The sequence below is a fragment of the Bacillus sp. KICET-3 genome (assembly GCF_033261025.1).
Taxonomy (GTDB): domain Bacteria; phylum Bacillota; class Bacilli; order Bacillales; family Bacillaceae; genus Bacillus; species Bacillus sonorensis.
Genome location: NZ_CP137345.1, coordinates 1,593,222 through 1,612,595, shown reverse-complemented (window position 1 = coordinate 1,612,595; position 19,374 = coordinate 1,593,222). Strand labels below are relative to the sequence as shown.

16 protein-coding genes and 2 pseudogenes are annotated in these 19,374 nt (G+C 45.2%); 7 read left to right on the top strand and 11 right to left on the bottom strand.

All coding sequences use genetic code 11. The features are described from left to right. Positions 1 to 65 precede the first annotated feature (65 nt). On the bottom strand, positions 66 to 1,286 hold the full coding sequence (locus R5H20_RS08140; protein ID WP_006638390.1) for an EAL domain-containing protein: 1,221 nt from the start codon (positions 1,284 to 1,286) through the stop codon (positions 66 to 68). A 68-nt stretch (positions 1,287 to 1,354) separates the two neighbouring features. Beyond that, positions 1,355 to 2,119, bottom strand: a complete 765-nt coding sequence (gene fadH, locus R5H20_RS08135; protein ID WP_006638391.1) for a 2,4-dienoyl-CoA reductase — start codon at positions 2,117 to 2,119, stop codon at positions 1,355 to 1,357. A 143-nt stretch (positions 2,120 to 2,262) separates the two neighbouring features. Here fadH and R5H20_RS08130 point away from each other — a divergent pair, with 143 nt between their 5' ends. From R5H20_RS08130 to R5H20_RS08115, 4 genes are all read left to right on the top strand, one after another. Beyond that, on the top strand, positions 2,263 to 3,126 hold the full coding sequence (locus tag R5H20_RS08130) for a metallophosphoesterase (protein ID WP_006638392.1): 864 nt from the start codon (positions 2,263 to 2,265) through the stop codon (positions 3,124 to 3,126). Between the two features lie 181 nt (positions 3,127 to 3,307). Next, on the top strand, positions 3,308 to 3,802 hold the full coding sequence (locus tag R5H20_RS08125; protein WP_081605382.1) for a L,D-transpeptidase family protein: 495 nt from the start codon (positions 3,308 to 3,310) through the stop codon (positions 3,800 to 3,802). A gap of 84 nt (positions 3,803 to 3,886) precedes the next feature. Further along, on the top strand, positions 3,887 to 5,188 hold the full coding sequence (locus tag R5H20_RS08120) for an MFS transporter (RefSeq protein ID WP_006638394.1): 1,302 nt from the start codon (positions 3,887 to 3,889) through the stop codon (positions 5,186 to 5,188). 139 nt (positions 5,189 to 5,327) lie between these two features. After that, a complete protein-coding gene (locus R5H20_RS08115; RefSeq protein ID WP_006638395.1) occupies positions 5,328 to 5,789 on the top strand; it encodes a YkyB family protein in 462 nt (153 codons plus the stop codon). Positions 5,790 to 5,816: 27 nt separating this feature from the next. On the opposite strand, the gene R5H20_RS08110 is transcribed toward R5H20_RS08115, so the two are convergent. The 3 genes from R5H20_RS08110 to R5H20_RS08100 all read right to left on the bottom strand — a co-directional run bounded on the left by R5H20_RS08110 (position 5,817) and on the right by R5H20_RS08100 (position 8,717). After that, entirely contained in the window at positions 5,817 to 6,737 is a 921-nt protein-coding gene (locus tag R5H20_RS08110) for a chemotaxis protein (RefSeq protein ID WP_006638396.1), read from the bottom strand. A gap of 62 nt (positions 6,738 to 6,799) precedes the next feature. Then, the gene (locus tag R5H20_RS08105; RefSeq protein ID WP_006638397.1) at positions 6,800 to 8,116 is read right to left on the bottom strand and encodes an MFS transporter; all 1,317 of its coding nucleotides are present in this window, start codon (positions 8,114 to 8,116) and stop codon (positions 6,800 to 6,802) included. 79 nt (positions 8,117 to 8,195) lie between these two features. Continuing rightward, positions 8,196 to 8,717, bottom strand: coding sequence for an RDD family protein (locus R5H20_RS08100; protein ID WP_006638398.1), 522 nt, complete (start codon positions 8,715 to 8,717; stop codon positions 8,196 to 8,198). A 170-nt stretch (positions 8,718 to 8,887) separates the two neighbouring features. Here R5H20_RS08100 and R5H20_RS08095 point away from each other — a divergent pair, with 170 nt between their 5' ends. Together R5H20_RS08095 and R5H20_RS08090 are read left to right on the top strand one after the other, a co-directional pair. Then, the gene (locus tag R5H20_RS08095) at positions 8,888 to 9,046 is read left to right on the top strand and encodes a hypothetical protein (RefSeq protein WP_006638399.1); all 159 of its coding nucleotides are present in this window, start codon (positions 8,888 to 8,890) and stop codon (positions 9,044 to 9,046) included. 188 nt (positions 9,047 to 9,234) lie between these two features. Continuing rightward, positions 9,235 to 10,415: pseudogene (locus R5H20_RS08090) on the top strand (aminotransferase A); the annotation flags it as partial. Positions 10,416 to 10,436: 21 nt separating this feature from the next. Here the strand turns inward: R5H20_RS08090 and R5H20_RS08085 are convergent. Together R5H20_RS08085 and R5H20_RS08080 are read right to left on the bottom strand one after the other, a co-directional pair. Further along, entirely contained in the window at positions 10,437 to 12,248 is a 1,812-nt protein-coding gene (locus tag R5H20_RS08085) for a PAS domain-containing protein (RefSeq protein ID WP_006638401.1), read from the bottom strand. Between the two features lie 160 nt (positions 12,249 to 12,408). Next, positions 12,409 to 14,517 carry a peptidoglycan D,D-transpeptidase FtsI family protein gene (locus R5H20_RS08080; protein WP_006638402.1) on the bottom strand — a complete coding sequence of 703 codons (2,109 nt, stop codon included), beginning with the start codon at positions 14,515 to 14,517 and terminating at the stop codon, positions 12,409 to 12,411. Positions 14,518 to 14,867: 350 nt separating this feature from the next. Between R5H20_RS08080 and R5H20_RS08075 the strand changes: the two genes are divergently transcribed. Next, positions 14,868 to 15,611: a CAP domain-containing protein gene (locus tag R5H20_RS08075; protein ID WP_006638403.1), complete on the top strand. Its 744-nt coding sequence runs from the start codon at positions 14,868 to 14,870 to the stop codon at positions 15,609 to 15,611. 56 nt (positions 15,612 to 15,667) lie between these two features. Here R5H20_RS08075 and R5H20_RS08070 read toward each other — a convergent pair whose 3' ends face one another. The 4 genes and pseudogenes from R5H20_RS08070 to R5H20_RS23565 form a co-directional block, all read right to left on the bottom strand. Continuing rightward, complete coding sequence (locus R5H20_RS08070) at positions 15,668 to 16,540, bottom strand: NAD(P)-dependent oxidoreductase (RefSeq protein ID WP_006638404.1); 873 nt, start codon at positions 16,538 to 16,540, stop codon at positions 15,668 to 15,670. A gap of 12 nt (positions 16,541 to 16,552) precedes the next feature. Beyond that, on the bottom strand, positions 16,553 to 17,338 hold the full coding sequence (locus R5H20_RS08065; RefSeq protein ID WP_006638405.1) for an SDR family oxidoreductase: 786 nt from the start codon (positions 17,336 to 17,338) through the stop codon (positions 16,553 to 16,555). 106 nt (positions 17,339 to 17,444) lie between these two features. Further along, positions 17,445 to 18,371: a methyl-accepting chemotaxis protein gene (locus tag R5H20_RS23570; RefSeq protein WP_373870172.1), complete on the bottom strand. Its 927-nt coding sequence runs from the start codon at positions 18,369 to 18,371 to the stop codon at positions 17,445 to 17,447. A gap of 63 nt (positions 18,372 to 18,434) precedes the next feature. Beyond that, a pseudogene (locus R5H20_RS23565) lies at positions 18,435 to 19,310 on the bottom strand (cache domain-containing protein); the annotation flags it as partial. Between the last annotated feature and the right edge of the window lie 64 nt (positions 19,311 to 19,374).

Genomic DNA, 19,374 nt, shown 5'->3' with positions numbered 1-19,374 from the left:
TATATGAAAAACAAACTTCCCGAAATTCATTTGTTCCAAAAGAAAAAGCGGCATTCCGCCGCTTTTTAAATCAAACCATCCTGTTCATATAAATAAGAGTAAGGCAGGTCGATGAACAGATACAGTTCTTCATCCATCGGATAAGAAAACGTTCTGATCATTTCCCCCGTTTCAATATCGCTGTACAAATCACTGAAAAATCCTTTTCTCATCGTTCTCATTCTCATAATGTTTTCTAAAAAATATGGGCGCCAGCTCCAGTTTTTGCCGATGTATTCAGGCTGGAACATCCATGTTCCCTCATGTTTGAACACGTTTTTGGTCACCTGAAAGCCGTCTCCATTACACATATAGATCCTGAAGCTGCAGTCGGTCAGTTCCCGCCCGAGGGTCATAAGGAAGTCATCATCGCTCTGACTCGCTTTTTTGAGCGGAGCGACCAGCTGATGAACCCGTTTATAAAACTGTTCTGAGTGTTCATATAAGATTTCGAGCTTCTTTTTCTCGTGTATGATAAATTGATGAAACTCCGCCTTCAGCCGGTCTTTGAGCAGATCCCTTTCAATGAACCGCCCCCTCGGAAGCTGCAGATACTGCCCCTGAAAATACCGGCCTCCGTTTCTCCAGGCGTATTGAAGCTGAAAATTAGCTTCAATGTCTTCGTACAGCAAAGCGGCGCCGATTTTTCTGGCGAGCAGCGATATGCTGTACAGCACGTATTCGTAGGAAGGCGAAGGAGAAGACTGCATGAGCGGCTGAAGGTCGATTTTTAGCAGATCAGGTGACAAAAGCGCGATTCTGTCAAGATTGCTGCTGCCTTTTCCGATATTGTCAACGGCGATTTTAATGCCGTATGTACGGTAATATGTCAGTACATGATGCAGCTGCTCGATATCCCCTTCAAAATTCTGTTCTGTGATCTCAATAACAAAACGGTTCAGTTCAATCCCCTTGTCCCGATACTCCATCAGCAGTTCGAGGAACCCTTCTCCGTGGTCCATCATCAGAACATTTGCATCTTGATTCATAAAAATCAACAAGTCCCGGTCACTGTCTACAAAATGATCCAGCGCCTGGCGGATCACTTTGAGGTCTACCTCTGTCTTATATTCCTCAGGAATCGACGGATCTGCGAAAAACGGACCGAGGCTCTGAACTTCGGAGTCTATCTGAATGCGCCCCAGCACTTCATAGCCGATCACTTTTTGCTCCTCGGCGCTGAAGATAGGCTGATAGTATGGAATGACATCTTCTATGTTTGTTAAAATATCGAGTGGATCCAACATGGCACATCACCTGCTTCTCATCTTTGTCTGATTATACCATATCGGCCCACACCAGTGAATTTGAAATCTTAAAACGGGCGGGGATTCAGCCACTGTCCCCCATCCATCGTCACGCATTCCCCGTTTATATACGCCGCTTTTTCGGAAAGCATAAATGAGGCAAGGCCGGCGATTTCTTCAGGGGTGCCGAGTCTTTCTAAAGGAACGCTTTTGATCGTGGCGAGTGCGGCTTCCTCTGATTCAAAGAGCTTTTCCGCACCGCCGGTCCTCTCGATCGGTCCAGGAGCGATCGCATTGACCCTGATCCCGTACGCTCTCCCCCACTCGACAGCAAGCGTTCTCGTCATGGATAATACGCCTGCTTTGGCCGCCGCGGAATGGACGACACCGGCTCCTGCACCCCATGCGTAGGTCGCCGCCATGTTTAATATCAGCCCATTCTTTTTATGTTTGATCCAATAGCGGCCGGCTGCCTGGCTGCAGTAAAACGTCCCGTTCAATACGATGTCGATGACTGCTTTCCAGCCGTTAACAGACAGCTTCTCCGCCGGACATATAAAATTGCCTGCCGCATTGTTGACAAGAGCATCTATCGTACCGAAGCGGGCGGCCGTTTCATTGATCATATGTTCCACGTCTTCGATCGATCTGACGTCCATCCGGCATATTTCGACTTGTCCTGCGAACGTTTCGATTTCTTCTTTGGCCGCTTCAAGGGTTTCTTGCGTCCTTCCCGTAATCATGACATTCCACCCTTCCTCAGCCTGCTTTCGGGCAATCGCTTTCCCCATTCCGCTTGACCCGCCTGTTACAATGACAACTTTTTTGTCCATGTTCATCCCCCTTGTTATGAATGAGTAATCATTCATTTAACAGTTTATCATATCCACTAAAAAAAATTAACAAATTGAAAGTCTGTCCTTATTTGAGTACTTGGATGATATAATGTATTGATTCTATTAAAGGTTGGTTGATCATGAAAAATCCATCCAGAAGACAATTTTTAAAAGGGCTCTTGGGCCTTTCCGCAGCCGGGATTTTTACTGCGGCCGGCGGCTTTGGCTACGCGCGCTATCTTGAACCGCACATGCTTGAAACTAACTTTGTTCCCATTAAACATCCACTGATTCCAAAAGGATTTGATCGGTTCCGGATTGTGCAATTCAGCGATACTCATCTAAGCGAGCACTTTACGGCACGCGAGCTTTTGGATGTCGTCCGCAATATGAACAGACTTGATCCCGATCTGATCGTATTCAGCGGGGATTTAATCGATAAGCCGCATCGCTACCGGGAACACGAAAGAGCCGTTCAAGCTTTACAGAAGCTCAGCGCCCCTTACGGAAAGTTGGCGATTTACGGAAACCACGATCACGGCGGCTATGGGACAAAAGTCTATCAGACCCTTATGGCGTCTGCCGGCTTTCGTGTGCTGCGAAATGATCTTATCAAACTGGAATTAATCGACGGCAGCATGATTGAGATTGCGTCGCTCGACGATGTGATGCTCGGCAGACCGAATTATAAAGGAACCCTCTCCAAACTCACCACAGACGCCTTTTCAATTTTGCTCGTGCATGAACCTGACGCGGCCTTGACGGCAAAAGACTATCCCGTCAATCTGCAAATATCAGGGCACACCCATGGGGGCCAGGTGCAGCTTCCCCTGTTCGGTCCCCTTATTACGCCTCCTTACGGTGAAATCTATACGGAAGGGATGTACGAAATAGGCGAAATGAAAGTCTATGTCAACCGCGGCATCGGGACGACGAGGCTTCCGCTCCGGTTTTTATCAAAGCCGGAAATCACCGTTTTTGAACTGGCAGCTGAGATGATGTAACTGCTGTGCCTATTGGCTCAAAATGAGGTATATCTGCATACATTAAGACGAATAGAAAAAATTCCCGCTCCTGTAAGCTTAGTAAAAAACGAAACTTCCCCGGCCTTTTTCCGTCTATATAGTAGGATTAGCAACGGGAAAAGGCTCCTTTTTCGTTTTAGAAAAGGAGATGTCTTACAAATTGCTGATGTATCAAGTGAAACCGGGAGAAACGCTGGAGATGGTCGCCGGCGATTTCAGAATCCCGTTATCCGCCCTGCTCCAAGCCAATCCCGGCTTGAGCGGCGGGCAACCAATTATACCAGGACAGACCATTGTCATCCCGGGGCTCAGAGATCCAAATACAATTCCTTACAGGATTGTCGTTTCCCTGAGCGCCAGAACGCTGAAGTTGTTTCATCAGGGGAGACTGATGAAAACATATCCGATTGCTGTTGGAAAAATACTTTCGCAGACGCCGAGAGGCGAATTTGTCATTGTCAACCGCCAGCCAAATCCCGGCGGTCCGTTTGGCGCCTATTGGCTGAGTCTAAGGCACTACGGCATCCATGGCACGAATAACCCCGCTTCAATTGGCAAAGCTGTTTCAAAGGGATGCATACGGATGCACAACCGGGATGTTCTCGCACTTGCTTCCATTGTGCCTAACGGTACCCGGGTTTCCATCACACCGTAAACCGATTGCAATATTAAACAAATTTGAACTATGTTGAATCTTATATTAAGATAGAATGGGACCTTTAGGGTAAGGAGCGTATTTATGGATATTTTTAAAAATCGTAATTTCGTCCGTCTTTTTTTCGCAGCTCTCGCTTCTCAAATGGGAACGACAGTTGGAAATATGGCTTTCGCTTTCTTCTTGCTCGACAGGTTCAGCAGCCAGCCGGCATACACGACAATCGCCGAGCTGATGTATTCACTTCCGACGGTTTTCGTTTTCTTTCTCGTCGGTGTGGTTGCTGACCGTTTTGACCGCAAGAAGGTGGCTGAAAACTGTGATTGGATCAGAGCGGGTTTAACTGTCGTTTTCTTTTTTGTGTTGTATCTCCAATCCATTCCGCTTGTATTTTGCGTTCTGTTTATCAGAAGCGCGGTGACAAAGTTTTTCTACCCTGCCGAAGCAAGTTTGGTCCAGGCGATTTTGAGAAAGGACCAATATGCCCAGGCAGCCGGTCTGAATCAAATGCTTTTCAGCTTGTTCATGCTGTTCGGCGTCGGCCTCGGCGCATTTATGTATAAGACGATCGGCCTGCATGGAGCGATCGCCCTTGATTTTATCAGCTTTATTATTTCCGGGTTTTTGATCCGTTCCTGTAATATTCCGCTTGAAGCGCGGCAGCCGAACGGAGAAAAAGGCTGGAAACACATCACGGTTAAAAGTTCAATGCATGACTTTAAGGAAGGCATTGTGTATATTTTGAAGAATAAATTACTGGCCTCGCTTGTGTTCGGATATTTTATTTTTGGGCTTGTAAGCGGCGGTTTATCCGTTCTGCCGATGTTTAAAATGAAATACGAGCTGTCCCCTGACAGCTATGAGTGGCATACCTCTCTCTTTACGGTCGTTCTCGGTATCGGACTTTTGGTGGGGGTCGGCGGCGGCGTTCTTCTTTCCAAAAAAGTGAAGCCAGAATACTTGATGTCAGTTCCGATCTTTATAGCTGGCGTGTTTATCATCCTGCTCGGATTTACGGATCAATTGCCGATTTACTATGCGGCCGCTTTTATCGCTGGGACATGCATCGGGCCCATCAATACCGCCCTTGGCGGATGGATCCCTAAAATCGTTCATCCGCGGCTGATGGGAAGAGTCAGCGGCTGGACGGATCCGCTTATGATGCTGGCCCAATCCTCGGCGCTCGGATTGATCGCCCTCTTATTCCCGGGCATCATCGGCAATGTTGATTATATATATTACGGATTGGCGGGGGTTATTCTGCTGGCCGCATTATACTATTTTATCGCGTTGCCCAGATTCAGCACCCAGACGGCAGAGGTCGATGTTCAAGCCGCATTAAAAAGACAAAAAAATACAAAAGCGAAAATAAACTCCGCTTTATAAAGAGAAAACGCGCGATTCATTAACAAATTCGCGCGTTTTTTTATGGAATATTTGCATTTTCTCTTGTATTTCGTATAATTTAGACATAAGCCTTACATCCCTAGGAGGTGATGAGGAAAGAATGGATAGGAGAGGAAAAATGGACGACCATAATCATACTAAAGAATTAAAACCAACCATCGAAAACCTTTCAAAAGCGATTTACACGGTCAATCGTCATGCTAAAACCGCGACCGATCCCAAATACCTGTATCTCCTGAAAAAGAAAGCTTTACAAAAGCTCATCAATGAAGGAAAAGGTAAAAAGGTAGGACTTCACTTTTCGAAAAACCCAAAATTCAGCCAGCAACAGTCAGATGTGCTCATTTCTCTCGGAGACTACTTTTTTCACATGCCTCCAACCAAAGAAGACTTCGATAACCTTCCGCACTTAGGTACACTAAATCATTCTTATCGGAATCCAAAAGCTCATATGTCATTGAACATAGCGAAGCAGCTGCTTCAAAACTACACGGGATTGAAGGAGAAGCCGCTCGTCACGAACCGAAAGCGCTCTTCTGCAAAGCCTGTATTCAAGAAGCTTGGCGAAAGTTATTTTTAATCAAAAAAAGCCTCCCGAAGGAGGCTTTTATTTGCTTTGGAAAATATATTTATCAAGCTTTTCAATGAGTTCGTTCAGTTCGGGTTTGCTGATCTGCTCATCTGCCCCGACTTGTTCTCCCTTATGGCGCAGGTCGTCTGTAATAAGCGAAGAAAAAATCAATATCGGCATTCCGGCGCTTAACGGATTGTCTTTTAACAGCTTTGTCAAGCGGTGTCCGTCCATCTGCGGCATCTCAATATCTGTTATCATTAAATCGACTTTTTCCTGAAGCTCTGCGCCGTCCTCGATCAGCGTCATGACGTGGTCATAGGCATCCTTGCCGTTTTCAAACGACATGATGTTATTGTAGCCCGCTTCATTCAGCTTTTCGACTAAAAGGCGCAGCAGCAAAGGTGAATCCTCGACAATGATCAGCTTTTTATCCGTTCTTCTTTTGTCGAACTTCTCATCCCTCATCTGATAAGGATTAATACCTGATTCAGACTCGAGGTCATAAATGATTTTCTCATAATCAGGCAGGAAGATCATCGTTCCTTCAAGCTTGATAATTCCTGTCAAATGCCTTTCCATTCCTTGATTCAACGCTGTCGGCTTTTCGATTTCCCCCCATGACACCCGATGGATCTGCGAAACGGAGCCTGTATGAAAGACGATTTTTCGTTTGTTGAATTCGGTGACAATAAATTTTTCCTGCTTTTCTTCTTCTCCGTGTTCCACATTGAAAAAAGAGAATAGATCGATGACGGGAAGAATTTCGCCGCGCAGGGTGATCATTCCCTCCATATGCCTGTGGGAATGGGGCACTTTTGTGATCCCGACAGGCTGGATGATTTCTCTGACCTTCATGACATTTATACCGAACACATTGTGACCCACTTCAAATTTTACAATTTCTAGTTCATTCGTTCCGGAACTTAATAAAATTTCCTGGTTGTTTAAAGACACTGATATCCCTCTCTATCCTACTTTGTGTTGTACTTTTTATATCGGCGTCTTTATTTAAAAGTTCAAGCTTTTGCTTTTACATTTTGATGGATGACAAGACCGATCAGGGCCAATACAATCAAAGAACCGAAAGCCATCCTGCTCGCTATATTTCCGAGGTCCTTGAACATCAAGGTAATTGAACCGTAAAGAAACGGGCCGAAAATTGAAGAAATTTTTCCGGAAAACGCAAACAGTCCGAAAAACTCGCCCCGTTTTTTCTCCGGCGTCAGTTCAATAATCAGTGTTCTTGACGCAACCCATGTCCCGCCGAGCGCGATGCCAAACAGGCTGCCCGCAATCCAAAACAGCGCTGCCGATGTAGTAAATACAGCGATGAGCAACGAGATGATCAAAATGACGGCAACTGCACTGACCGCCCGTTTTGCCCCGATCCTCTTTGTTACATAGCCCAGAAGAAATGAACCGATGATGCTTGCTACGGTTGAAACAAGATAAAGCAGGATAAATTGTCCCGTCGAAAAACCGATGACGGCCTTGGAATATACCCCCATCATCGCCACAGTCGTGGCAAGCGCGTCATTGAGAAAAAAGTATGCGATCATAAACAGGAAGACCGGACGGTATAATTGAATGTCCTTAAAGGTTTGCACGATTTCCCTGTAGCCGCTGAAAAACGACTTTTTCTCTTTCGGTTCAGGCCTTCTGCGCTCTTTCGTAAAGATAAGATACGGAAGAGAAAAGATCAGAAACAATAGAGCGGACGGAATGAACGCCTTATGAAAATCGTGGTTGCCAACCATCAGGTAGACCGTCAGACCGGCCAGTGTGCCAATGTATCCAACTGCTGTTCCAAATCCGGAAATGAGCGGGATCTCTTCCTTTGTTCCTAAATCAGCCAAAATCGGATCATAGAACACCAGGCTGGAGTGATAAAAAAACTTCGCCGTCACAAACATTATGATAACGAGAATTAAAGATAACGGCAGACCGTAAACCTTTTGTTCAAAGGAAACACCCGCCAAAAGCCCCATGAAGACCGTACAGGCCACGCAAATCATTGTAAACAGCCCGATATATTTTTTCTTTCTCCCCGTCCTGTCAATCATCACTCCGAACAGCGGTGTAAAAATCACGAGCAAAAAGCTTGCGGCGGCGTTTGAGTATGATATAAACGTACTTGCCACCTGATTCATGCTTGCGTTCTCACCGACTGTCTCCTGCAAATAAAAAGGGAAAAAGATCGTGACAATATTTGATGAAAATATCGTATTCGCAAAATCGTACAGAGCCCAGGAGATAATCGGCAGCGTAAGAAACAGCTTTAACCCTTTTTTCGGCGTCTGTTTTCCAGCCCGTTCACGTTCCAGCTCAATCATGATATAGATGCCCCCTATTTTTTAATCCTGACGTCTAACAGCACGCATTTCGGCCGAAAGCGTGCTGTTATTGTATCCGCTATTTTTTTAAAACAATTGTTCCGGCCAGCAAATCGTGGAGCGCTTGTTTCCTCTCAGTGAAAAACGCTAAAATATAACCGATCATTAAAATCGGAGATAAGAAACTTTTTGCCAGAAAACGTCCGGCGGCTTGCCCAAAGGAGATTTTTCCCCCTTCTGTATCCGCCACCCGAATTCCCATGATCTTCTTACCGAGCGTTGCCTGCCATTTGGATGATTCCATCAGCGTGTAATAAAGAAAATAAACAAGAAACGTGAAGACCCCTATAATCGCAAATATTTTTAGAAAGGCGAATAAAGTAATGAGAATTTCCTGTTCTGTTACGATTTCTTGATTTTTCTCCACTATGCGCATGACGTCGGGATCTCCCATAAACATCACTGTTGTAAACACAACTGTGAGTATATATAACGGGACACCGAGAATGACTCCGTCAATAAGAGAAGCTAGAAAGCGGAAGCCGATTCCGGCGTATTCGCTCTCCACTGAAAGAGCGGCTTCTTTTTTACTTAATTCCAATTTACTTCCTCCTAACATCTGACTTCTATATACTACTAAGGTTTGCCGATTTTTATCAATACGTAAAACGTTTTTTTAAGCTTAAATTAATGTATAGCTCACATGATGATCATTGACTTTCAGCGATATCGTGTTACAATAATCAAGGATTTTTTACGAGAAAGGTGTTCATGATGGGAACAATTGTGATGATCAAGGATCACGAATTAACCGTTTTAGAAGATGCAAGCAAAGCGCTGTACACAAAAATGATCAAGGATGCTTCAGACCGCGAAGATGACATTTACATATCATGGAAAGAAGATCTTGATTCAGAATATGGATATTGATCTTCCATATCATAAGGCAATCGCTTGATTGCCTTTTTTCTATCGCGGTTTAGCCGCCGGCCTGCATACCATTTAAAGTTTTGCATATACTTGTTTTAGTTTTCATAAAATTGATTGATTAAAAGATGACAATTTAACTGATGATGGTAAAATAAGATCAACCATAACATTTTTTAAGGTGATGAAAAATGGAACATTTGCTAAATCCAAATGTAAAAGAAATTGAAATTTCGGGAATCCGCAAATTCTCAAATCTTGTATCCCAGTATGAAAACGTAATCTCTTTAACAATCGGCCAGCCTGACTTTTTCACACCCCACCATGTCAAGCAGGCCGCAAAAAAAGCGATAGACGAAAACCATACATCTTACACCCACAACGCGGGCTATCCGGAGCTGAGACAAGCTGTCCAATTGTATATGAAAAAGAAGACCGATTTAAACTATGAAGCCGAGACCGAAATCATCATCACAACGGGTGCCAGCCAGGGGATAGACGCTGCATTCCGCACCATTTTATCGCCGGGCGATGAAGTGATCCTCCCCGGACCGGTCTATCCCGGATATGAACCGATTATCAAGCTGTGCGGCGCAGTACCGGTGATCATTGATACAACGTCTTTCGGGTTTAAGCTGACGGCAAAGCTGATTGAGGAAGCGCTGACCCCTAAAACGAAATGTGTCGTTCTTCCTTATCCGTCAAACCCGACGGGTATGACGCTTTCTGAGGAAGAATTGAAGGAGATCGCTTCCCTTCTGAAAGGGCGGAATGTGTTTGTCCTTTCAGACGAAATATACAGCGAGCTTACCTTTGACAGACCTCATCATTCGATTGCATCGGTTTTAAGAGATCAGACGATCGTCATCGGCGGACTATCCAAATCCCACAGCATGACCGGCTGGAGAATCGGGTTTTTGTTCGCACCTAAAGAAATTGCCAAACATATTTTAAAAGTCCACCAGTACAATGTGTCATGCGCTTCTTCCATTTCTCAAAAAGCGGCTTTGGAAGCCGTCACAAACGGGTTTGATGATTCGCTGATCATGAGGGAGCAGTATAAAAAACGCCTTGACTATGTTTACGATAGGCTTGTGACGATGGGTCTCGATGTCGTCAAGCCGTCCGGAGCGTTTTATATTTTCCCTTCCATTAAATCGCTGGGAATGACTTCCTTCGATTTCTGCACTTCACTTCTTGAGGAAGAGGGGCTTGCGATTGTGCCGGGCAGCTCGTTTTCAGAATATGGGGAAGGCTATGTGAGGATCTCATACGCTTATTCTCCTGATACGCTGCGCGAGGGGCTTGACCGGCTGGAGTCCTTTGTATTCAATAAGCGGCAATCGATTCAGACTACATAAACAACGGCTTTTACGCCGTTGTTTTTTTATATTTATTTTGGAAAAGAAATGATGAAAGTCGTGCCTTTTTCGACTTTGCTTTTTACTTCTATCGTTCCGTTGTGATTTTCGATGATGTTAAAGGTGACCATAAGTCCGAGGCCTGTTCCTTTTTCTTTTGTCGTTAGAAACGGCTCTCCGATTCGCTTGAGGACATGTTCAGGTATCCCTTCGCCTTCATCTTGGACCGTAACGGTTACCGCGTCAGCGGTTTCCTTGACTTCCAAATGGACTGTACCGCCGTCCGGCATTGATTCGACAGCATTTTTAATCAGGTTGATAAACACTTGCTTTAATTGATTTTGATCACCCTTAATAAAGATTTTTTCACCTGACAGTTTTGTATTGATTAATATACCGTTCAAGTTGGCCTGCGTTTCCAAAAGAGCCGTCACTTCGCGGATGAGCCTGATCAGGTCAAGCTTTTCTTTGAGGGCGTTTTGCTGCGGCTTGGCCAGCATGAGAAGCTCGCTTAAGATCAATTCGATTCTGCTTAATTCGGAAAATATAATATCAAAATAATGCTCATTTTCTTCCATCGTCGGCTTCATCAGCTGTAAAAATCCTTTAATAGCAGTGAGCGGATTGCGGATTTCGTGGGCGATTCCGGCTGCCAGCTGACCGGCAATCGACAGTTTTTCAGACCGCAGCATCAGCTCTTCGGTCTGCTTTCGTTCAGAAATGTCCCTTAAGATGACCTGAACTGCCGTTTCGCCGAAAAATGTCGTCGGAATGCAGACCATTTCTGTATAAATGAGCCGTTTTTCAAACGTATACCACGTCTGTTTGATAATTTCTGATTCAGACTGGCGGTCTGTGATTCGTTTGAGCTTCGTTTTCACGCCTTCATGGTCGCATGGATGAAGCTGTTCATAAATATCCTTGCCGATTAAATCTTCATATGTTTTCGCTTCAAACAAGCGGATGCCGGATTCATTCATAAATACCCATTTTCCTTTATGAATCACGGCAATCGTATCAATAGAGTTTTGGATCAAAAGCTGATAGCGTTCTCTGCTTTTTTGCAAAATGGTTTGAAATTTCTTCCTTGACGAAATATCAATGAGCAGCAGAAGCTCCGCTTTTTGGTTTTGAAAAACGGTCGGAGACGCTTTTACTTCAAGGTGAACAAGGGTGCCGTCGAGCTTTTTCCATGTTTGCTCGATCATACCCACTTCAAGCCCTTTCTGCATTCTTTTAATGCGGTTTTTAACGATTTCATGATACTCTTTCTCAATAAAATCATAGGAATACTTTCCGATAATTTGCCGCTTGTGCTCCGCCCCGAGCAGGCTGACCATCGCGTCATTGACATAGACAATTTTTCCTTGAACGCTGATACACAAAGGACTGGGCAAGCCTTCTACCATTGCTTCAAATTCTTCTTTTTCCGGAGCTCCGGCAGGTTCCCCAAGCTCGGCATCCTCTTTTAAAGAGCTGTTCTTCTTAGAGGGACGGTCTTCAAACACTTTCATTTTGAGAACAATTTCCCGTTCTTTTTCTCCAACATGGGTCGTCACAAAATCAATCGATGCTTCGATCCAGATCATCGTATAATCTTTTTTCACAAATCTGAAGGTGCATGGCAGCAAATGATGTTCATTGTAAAAATAACTTTCTACCAGAAAAAGATCGTCTTCGTGTAAATAGTCCTTCAAATACGTACCGATCAGTTCATTCTGCTCGTAGCTTAACAGCTCTTTGCAGTTTGCAGATATGTATATAAAACGGCCGTTTGCTGAAAGGACTGCCTGCAAATTCATATGAGGTTTATATTGCTCAAAACGTTTTGTTTTTTGTTCCATCGTATCCCTCCTTTATACCCTATTCACCACCAGCATTCAATAAAACGATTTTGTTTAAAAGGATTCGCTAAAATACGAGAAATCTCCTTCAAAACTTCTAGCATTCGTCAAATTTTGATAATAAAAAAAGAACACGGATCACGTCCGTGTTCTTTTTTGTCTAATCCTTGCTGTATTTTTTTTGCAGATCGACATAAGCGTTGACGATTTTGGCGGCGATGTTTTTGTTCATCTTCGTTTTATCGTCAATAGACGGGACGACAACGCTGAAGGCAACCTGCGGATTTTCCGATGGGTAATAGCCTGCAAAGGTGATATTGTAAGTTGGTGTGCCCCACCAGCTTCGGTTTGTGCCGTAATATTTCGTTTCAGCAGTTCCGGTTTTGCCTGATACGTCAAGCGAACCGAATGCGCCGGCGGCAGTCCCAGTCTGGGTCACTCTTTTTAATCCTCTCTTGACGATTTCGATGTCGCTATTCGAGTTGTTTATTTTATTCAACACATTGGCGGATCGTTCCTCAACGACAGGTCCGAGCTTTTCGGTTTCAGGCTGGCGGATGCTTTTCACGACTCTTGGCTGAACCCTGTACCCGCCATTTGCAATCGCAGAAATATATTGCGCGAGCTGCAAAGGTGTGTACGTATCATATTGTCCGATAGCTTCATTGAGGATCAGCCCTCCGACTGCATCCGGGGTCGTCTGCATTCCTGCTGACTCCTGCGGTAGATCAATGCCTGTTTTCACGCCGAGCCCGAACTGGCTGTAGTAATTTCTCATTTTATTTAAGTCTTCCTGATCCGCTGGAAGGGCTCCATAAGGTTTATATTTGACACCTGCGATATACATCGCGACATGGAACATATACACGTTCGAACTTTTTTCAAGCGCTCTGACTTCATCGGTCCAGCCGATGCTGTTTCCGGTGTAGGATCCCGTTTCAACACCACCAGCAAAGTGTAACTTTGTATCTAAATAGTGTTGTCCGTGCGGCATGCCGCTTTGATAGCCGGCAAGCACTGTCGCGCCTTTGACCGCCGACCCCATTTCATACTGGGTCGTAAAAGTGCCGATCGCATAATCGGTTATTTTGCCGTCGACGATCCGCTTTCCGGCCATTGACAAGACATCTCCGTTGTTCGGGTCCATCATGACGACGAACGCTCTGTCAAGCATGTAGTTTGAGCCGCGGAACTTGTTCAGCTCTTCTTCAATGATCTTTTCGACTTTCTTTTGGAGCTCTATATCGAACGTCAGCTGCAGATCATAGCCGCGCCTTCCTTCATCGACCGTTTCCTGGCTGACGACCTCGCCCGAACGGTTTTCCGTATATTGCACCTTCGCTTTTTTAGGATTTAAATATTCTTCATACTGATACTCGAGATAGCTTTTTCCGACCCTGTCATTACGGGCGTAACCCCTCGTCAAGTAAAAATCCTGCCGTTCCTTGAGCAGACCCTGCTCAGGTGTTGTAACACCTCCGAAAATTGAGTGCAGCGTCGTTTCGTAAGGGTATTTCCTCGTCCAGTCCATGATGACGTCGACCCCCGGCAGCTCTTCGAGATGCTCGGAAACGCGCGATACTTCTTCATACGTTAAATCGCGGGCAGGAAGCTGTTTTGAAGTTTTTTCATCAAGCAGCTGGGCATCATCTTTTGCCGCTGTTTTCGGATCCATCGCTTTTACAATTTGCGGTTCATAGGCATATCCGCCGGAGAACCTTCTAAAAATCGCCGCTGTTTCAAGCTCCTGCTTATCCTTTTTAAGAGCCTTGATCTCCTCGGCGGGAACCCGGTCAACCTGAAGGGCGTATGTTTTGGCAGACTCCAGTTTTTTCTCATTACTGCTTAAAAGCGCCTCAGCCTTTTTCGGGTGTGCGGCAAGCCAGTAATCTTTCAGGTCTCTCTCTTTCAGAAATGATGTATCAATATCGATCAGTTTTGCGAGTTTTCTCGCCGTGCTGATTTTTTCTTTCGTTTTGGTGCTTGTCATCACCGTATACGTGATCGCCGGAACGCTTTGATTATCGACGACCACCCGGCCGTTTCTATCGTACATTTTGCCGCGCGGAGCCGGATATGACGCGATTTTGGCCTCGGTTTTTGAAGCCTGCCGTTCATATTCCTCTCCGTTGACGATTTGCACAAGTCCAAGCTTCACAATCAACGCAGCAAATAAAGTGAACACCGCAAAGAAATACAAATTAATTCTCCACATGCGTGAGCGCTTGCTTTTTTTTATTTCAGCCGGATCATGTCCAGTTTCAGTCACCCAAAACTCTCTCCTCTCACAATATTCAATTTTTACATAATTAACTAGTCACCTGATATATATTGTAACACTTTTGTAATGGTTGTTACAATCTAAAGTTTTGAAAATGCCTGTCAATCTCTATTTCTATAAAAATTTATCTAACATATTAAAAATTTGGTACGTTTATGACAAGACGTGCAAAACAGCTGCTTGGTGGCACCCTGTCAGCAAAGGATTTTCATTATTATATGTCAAAATTAACAAAAAACGCATGTCAAAGGGAATATATGGATCAAATATTTCAAAAACCCCATGTTATCATGCTAGTGTACCACATAAAACTACAACATTTAGGAGGACCATCATTTATGAAAAAAGCTTTTCTTTTATCAGCTGCTGCTGCAGCATCGATCTTCACGTTCAGCGGCCAGCATGCAGATGCCAAGGAACAGCAGCACGTTCAAGTGAAAACCATCCATTCAATAAATGTTTCTGATCTAGCCGGCAAGCTGAATATTCAAAATGTAGACCAGCTATCTAAAGCTGACCAGGAAAAAATTCAGTCTCTGCTCCGTTCATATATGAAGCAATCAAATCAGCCGAAACCATCCGCGTCTGCTCAACAATCTGCTAAACCAAAAAGCGCGCAAACTCAAAAACAAGAAGCCTCTAAGCCTGCAGCTTCTAAAGAACAGGCTTCAAAGACAAAGCAAGACACGACAACAGCTTCTTCAGTAAGCGCATATGAAAAAGAAGTCGTTGATCTGACAAATGCCGAAAGAAAGAAACAGGGCTTAAAACCACTGACATTGGATGAAAAACTAAGCAGTGTCGCCCGCAAGAAGTCTCAGGATATGAAAGATAAAAACTACTTTGACCACAACAGCCCGACTTATGGTTCGCCATTTGACATGATGAAGAAATTCGGCATCACTTACCGTACAGCCGGCGAGAACATCGCGAAAGGCCAAAGAACGCCTAAAGAAGTCGTACAAGCCTGGATGAACAGTGAAGGTCACAGAAAAAACATTATGAATCCTAACTTTACACATATCGGTGTCGGATATGTGAAAGACGGGAACATCTGGACTCAGCAGTTTATCGGAAAGTAAGCCTGAGCCAACAAAAAACCACTTGCATTCCAAATGGAAAGCAAGTGGTTTTTATTTTACTGATAGTCTGTCCAAAGCTTATAGATGCTCTGTGTGCCGCTGTTTTCTTCGCCTTTTTCCGCGAGCCGGTCATAAAGGGTTTTCGCGAGCTCCAGACCCGGCATTTTCTCTCCCATCAGCTCTGCTTCTTCAAGGGCAATTCCCATATCTTTAATAAAATGCTTAACGTAAAAGCCCGGTTCAAAATCGCCTTTCAGCATCCTTGGCGCAAGATTGGAAAGCGACCAGCTTCCTGCGGCTCCCGTGGTGATGCTCTTTAGGACGTGTTCCGGATCAAGACCTGATGTTTTGGCGTAGGCCATCGCCTCCGCAACGCCGATCATTCCTGCGGCAATCGCGATTTGGTTGCACATTTTCGTATGCTGCCCGCTGCCTGCCGGCCCCTGATATTGGATGTTTTCACCCATGATTTGAAAAATCGGGAGGCACTCTTCATAAGCTTTCCGCTCTCCGCCGACCATAATGGCGAGCGTTCCGTTACGCGCGCCGATGTCTCCTCCTGATACAGGGGCGTCCAACGCATGAAGCGATCTCTCTTTGGCCGCCGCTTCGATTTTTTTGGCCAGCGATGGCTTCGAGGTTGTCATATCAATGAGGTATGAGCCTTTTTTGGCATTTTCAATAATGCCGCCGCTTCCAAAGTATACATCTTCAACATCCTGCGGATAGCCGACCATCGTAATGATCACATCTGCCGCTTCCGCCAGTTCTTTAACGGAGGATTTCCACTCTGCTCCTTGTTCCAGAAGGCTGTCCGCCTTCTGTTTCGTTCGCGTATAGACGACTACTGGATAGCCTTCTTGTAAAATATGGGACGCCATGCTGTTTCCCATGACTCCGAGGCCGATGAATCCGATTGTTTTTTTCATGCTGTTTCCTCCTTAAATTGCTTTTACCATGCCGCCGTCGATCAACAACGTTTGTCCAGTCATATATGTATTGCGCTCTGATAAAAGAAAGCTTGCATATTGGGCAAAGTCCTCCGGTTTTCCATAAGACCCCAGCGGGATTTGCTTTTCATAGTCTTCTTTGACCTCCTCTTGGGAAAGCCCTGTTTGTTCGGCTTTTTGCCGGTCAAGCTCTGCCACGCGGTCTGTCGCGATTCTTCCCGGCGCCAGCGTGTTAATCAAAATCCGGTGTTCCGCCAGTTCTTCCGCAAGCGATTTTGTGAGACCGACGATACCCATCCGGAACGTATTTGACAAGAGAAGACCCGGAATCGGCTGTTTGACTGATGATGAAGCGATATTGATGATCCGTCCGCCGCTTTTCTTCAGATAAGGCAGAGACTCCCTGATTAAACGAATATAGCTGAGCAGGTGCAGTTCAAACGATGATGTCCAATCTTCGTCTGTGAGCTCTAAAAGACCGCCGCCTTTTGGTCCTCCGACATTGTTGACAAGCATATCGATCGATCCATGGGTTTCAGCTGTCTTATGAACAAGAGCTTTAATATCCTCCCCGTTGGCAAGGTCGCATACAACATATGACACCGAACCCCCGCCCAGCACATTCAGTTCTTGTGCGGCATCTTGCAGGGCGGCTTCATTTCTGCCGGACAGCATGATATTGGCGCCTTCTTCAGCAAGCGCGGCGGCGATCGCTTTTCCGAGCCCCTTGCTGCTTGCAGCCACAAGTGCCGTTTTTCCTTTCATCTTTACATCCACAGATATCAGCTCCCTTCTTTTTTATAGTGTACCATGTATAGTCAGAAAATTGGGATTTGGAGAGTAAAAAGAAAACCCCCTCTGACTGCATGAGGGGGCCGGATATTTATACGTTGAATTTGTTAATCGCGTCCAACAGTTCTTTGTTTGCGCTGCTTAGCGTTTCAGTTGATTTCGCAATCGTTTCCAAAGCCGTCAGCTGTTCGTTTGTAGAAGCATTGACTTCTTCCGCGGCCGCGGCCGACTGCTGGGAAATAGCTGAAATGCTTTGGATCGAATCGGTCATTTTCTGCTGTTCATCACTCATCACCGATATCTCTGCGTAAATGTGGTCAATCGATTTGACAAGCGCCTGCATTTCAGCGGTAATTTTGCTGAGCGCTTCTCCTGTCTCATGAATCATGGCATTTTGCTCTTCATTCATCTTGCTGGCTTCCGTCATGGCAGAAACGGCTTCTTTTGTTTCCAGCTGAATTTGCTTGACGGTTTCATTGATATGCTGTGAAGATGCAGCCGATTGTTCGGCGAGCTTTCTGACTTCTTCCGCTACGACGGCGAAGCCGCGTCCGCTCTCTCCCGCCCGTGCAGCCTCTATGCTCGCATTAAGGGCAAGCAGGTTGGTCTGGTCGGAGATTGCCGAAATCGCTGTGACGACTTCTTCAATATTTTTCGTTTTTTCTTCGAGCTTTTGAAGCATTTGCTCCACTTTTTTCGTTTCCGCATTGGCTTCATTCGACTTTGCCAAAAGCTGTCCAAGCGCATCAATTCCCTGATAGCTCGCATCCTCTGACGTTCTTGAAAGCTTCTGAATGCTGTCGGCATGGTTCTCGATTTCTTTAATTTTGACGGACAGCCGCTCAGACTTCTCATTTACGGTTTCAACTTCTGCCGCCTGTTCTGTCGCGCCTGAAGCCACTTCTTCAATCGCCTCGGCGATTTCGTTGCTCGTTGATACCGTTTCCTCAGAAACAACGCTCAACTGGTCGGTCGATTCCGATACTTTTCCGGAAGATGCCCTGACTTTAAGAATCATCTCCTTCATATGGTCGACCATTTTGTTAAAGTCCTTTGTCAGCGTTCCGATTTCGTCTTTTGATTTGACGGCAGTTTGTACGGTTAAATCTCCTTCAGCGACAGCTTTTGTCTTGGCAATGAGCTGCTTGACCGGACCGGTAATCGTTTTGGCCAGGAAGTAGCTTAACAGAATCGCGGCAGCCAGAGCAATGACTGAAATCATGATCACCATTTTGTTCATTTCATTAGCGACCCAAAGCAGTTTTTTGGTTTCAAATTGCGTACCGATTTTCCAGCCTGTACCTCCGGCGGTCTGATAAGCGATCACACTGTCTTTTCCTATCTTTATGCCGTCCTTTGCAGAGAGGATGCCTTTGTATGTCTGATCCTGAGACATATCCTCGCCCTGTTTTGACGGATGCGCCAGCATCGTGCCGTTTTGATCGATTAAGAATGCATATCCGTCATAGGGCATTTTTTGGTTTTCAATGATTTTGTTGATTGATTCTAATGAAAGGTCAAAGCCGACGACGCCTTTTACTTTTTGATCAACGACGATCGCTTTTGCCGCCGTAATGATCATCTCCCCGGAAACCGCGTCTTTGTATGGCTCAGTCCAGACGACGCTGTCCGGTTTTTTTTCGGCTTCGGCATACCATGGTCTCTCAGCCGGATGATAATCTTTTGCGAATGTTGTTTTCGGAAATGTAAACATTTCCTTTTTATCAGTGCCTATATAGGCTAAATTGACAAACTCATCTTTCTCTTTTACTTGTTTTAATTCATCGCTGACAAGCTGCGTGATATTGTTGTTCCTATCCTTGATAAACGTTTGGGCCATTTGCCCGTCGCTGATGCGCTTCAGGACTGTTTCATAGTTTTCCAGCTGAAGCTCGATGTTTCCTTTAAGCGAACCGAGCAGGCTTGAAGTAGAATCTTTCGCCTCTTCCTGAAGCATCGATTTGAGGATAAATGTTGTTGATAATTGGAGAATGACCACTGTCAGAATCAGCATGACAGCA

What these genes read in the sequence shown, in the direction of transcription:
- R5H20_RS08115 (WP_006638395.1), top strand. Translation starts at nt 5,328, where the DNA reads ATGGACGACCATAATCATACTAAAGAATTAAAACCAACCATCGAAAAC.
- R5H20_RS08070 (WP_006638404.1), bottom strand. Translation starts at nt 16,540, where the DNA reads ATGAAAAAAACAATCGGATTCATCGGCCTCGGAGTCATGGGAAACAGC.
- R5H20_RS08120 (WP_006638394.1), top strand. Translation starts at nt 3,887, where the DNA reads ATGGATATTTTTAAAAATCGTAATTTCGTCCGTCTTTTTTTCGCAGCT.
- R5H20_RS23570 (WP_373870172.1), bottom strand. Translation starts at nt 18,371, where the DNA reads ATGATTCTTAAAGTCAGGGCATCTTCCGGAAAAGTATCGGAATCGACC.
- R5H20_RS08105 (WP_006638397.1), bottom strand. Translation starts at nt 8,116, where the DNA reads ATGATTGAGCTGGAACGTGAACGGGCTGGAAAACAGACGCCGAAAAAA.
- fadH (WP_006638391.1), bottom strand. Translation starts at nt 2,119, where the DNA reads ATGGACAAAAAAGTTGTCATTGTAACAGGCGGGTCAAGCGGAATGGGG.
- R5H20_RS08140 (WP_006638390.1), bottom strand. Translation starts at nt 1,286, where the DNA reads ATGTTGGATCCACTCGATATTTTAACAAACATAGAAGATGTCATTCCA.
- R5H20_RS08095 (WP_006638399.1), top strand. Translation starts at nt 8,888, where the DNA reads ATGATGGGAACAATTGTGATGATCAAGGATCACGAATTAACCGTTTTA.
- R5H20_RS08075 (WP_006638403.1), top strand. Translation starts at nt 14,868, where the DNA reads ATGAAAAAAGCTTTTCTTTTATCAGCTGCTGCTGCAGCATCGATCTTC.
- R5H20_RS08130 (WP_006638392.1), top strand. Translation starts at nt 2,263, where the DNA reads ATGAAAAATCCATCCAGAAGACAATTTTTAAAAGGGCTCTTGGGCCTT.
- R5H20_RS08085 (WP_006638401.1), bottom strand. Translation starts at nt 12,248, where the DNA reads ATGGAACAAAAAACAAAACGTTTTGAGCAATATAAACCTCATATGAAT.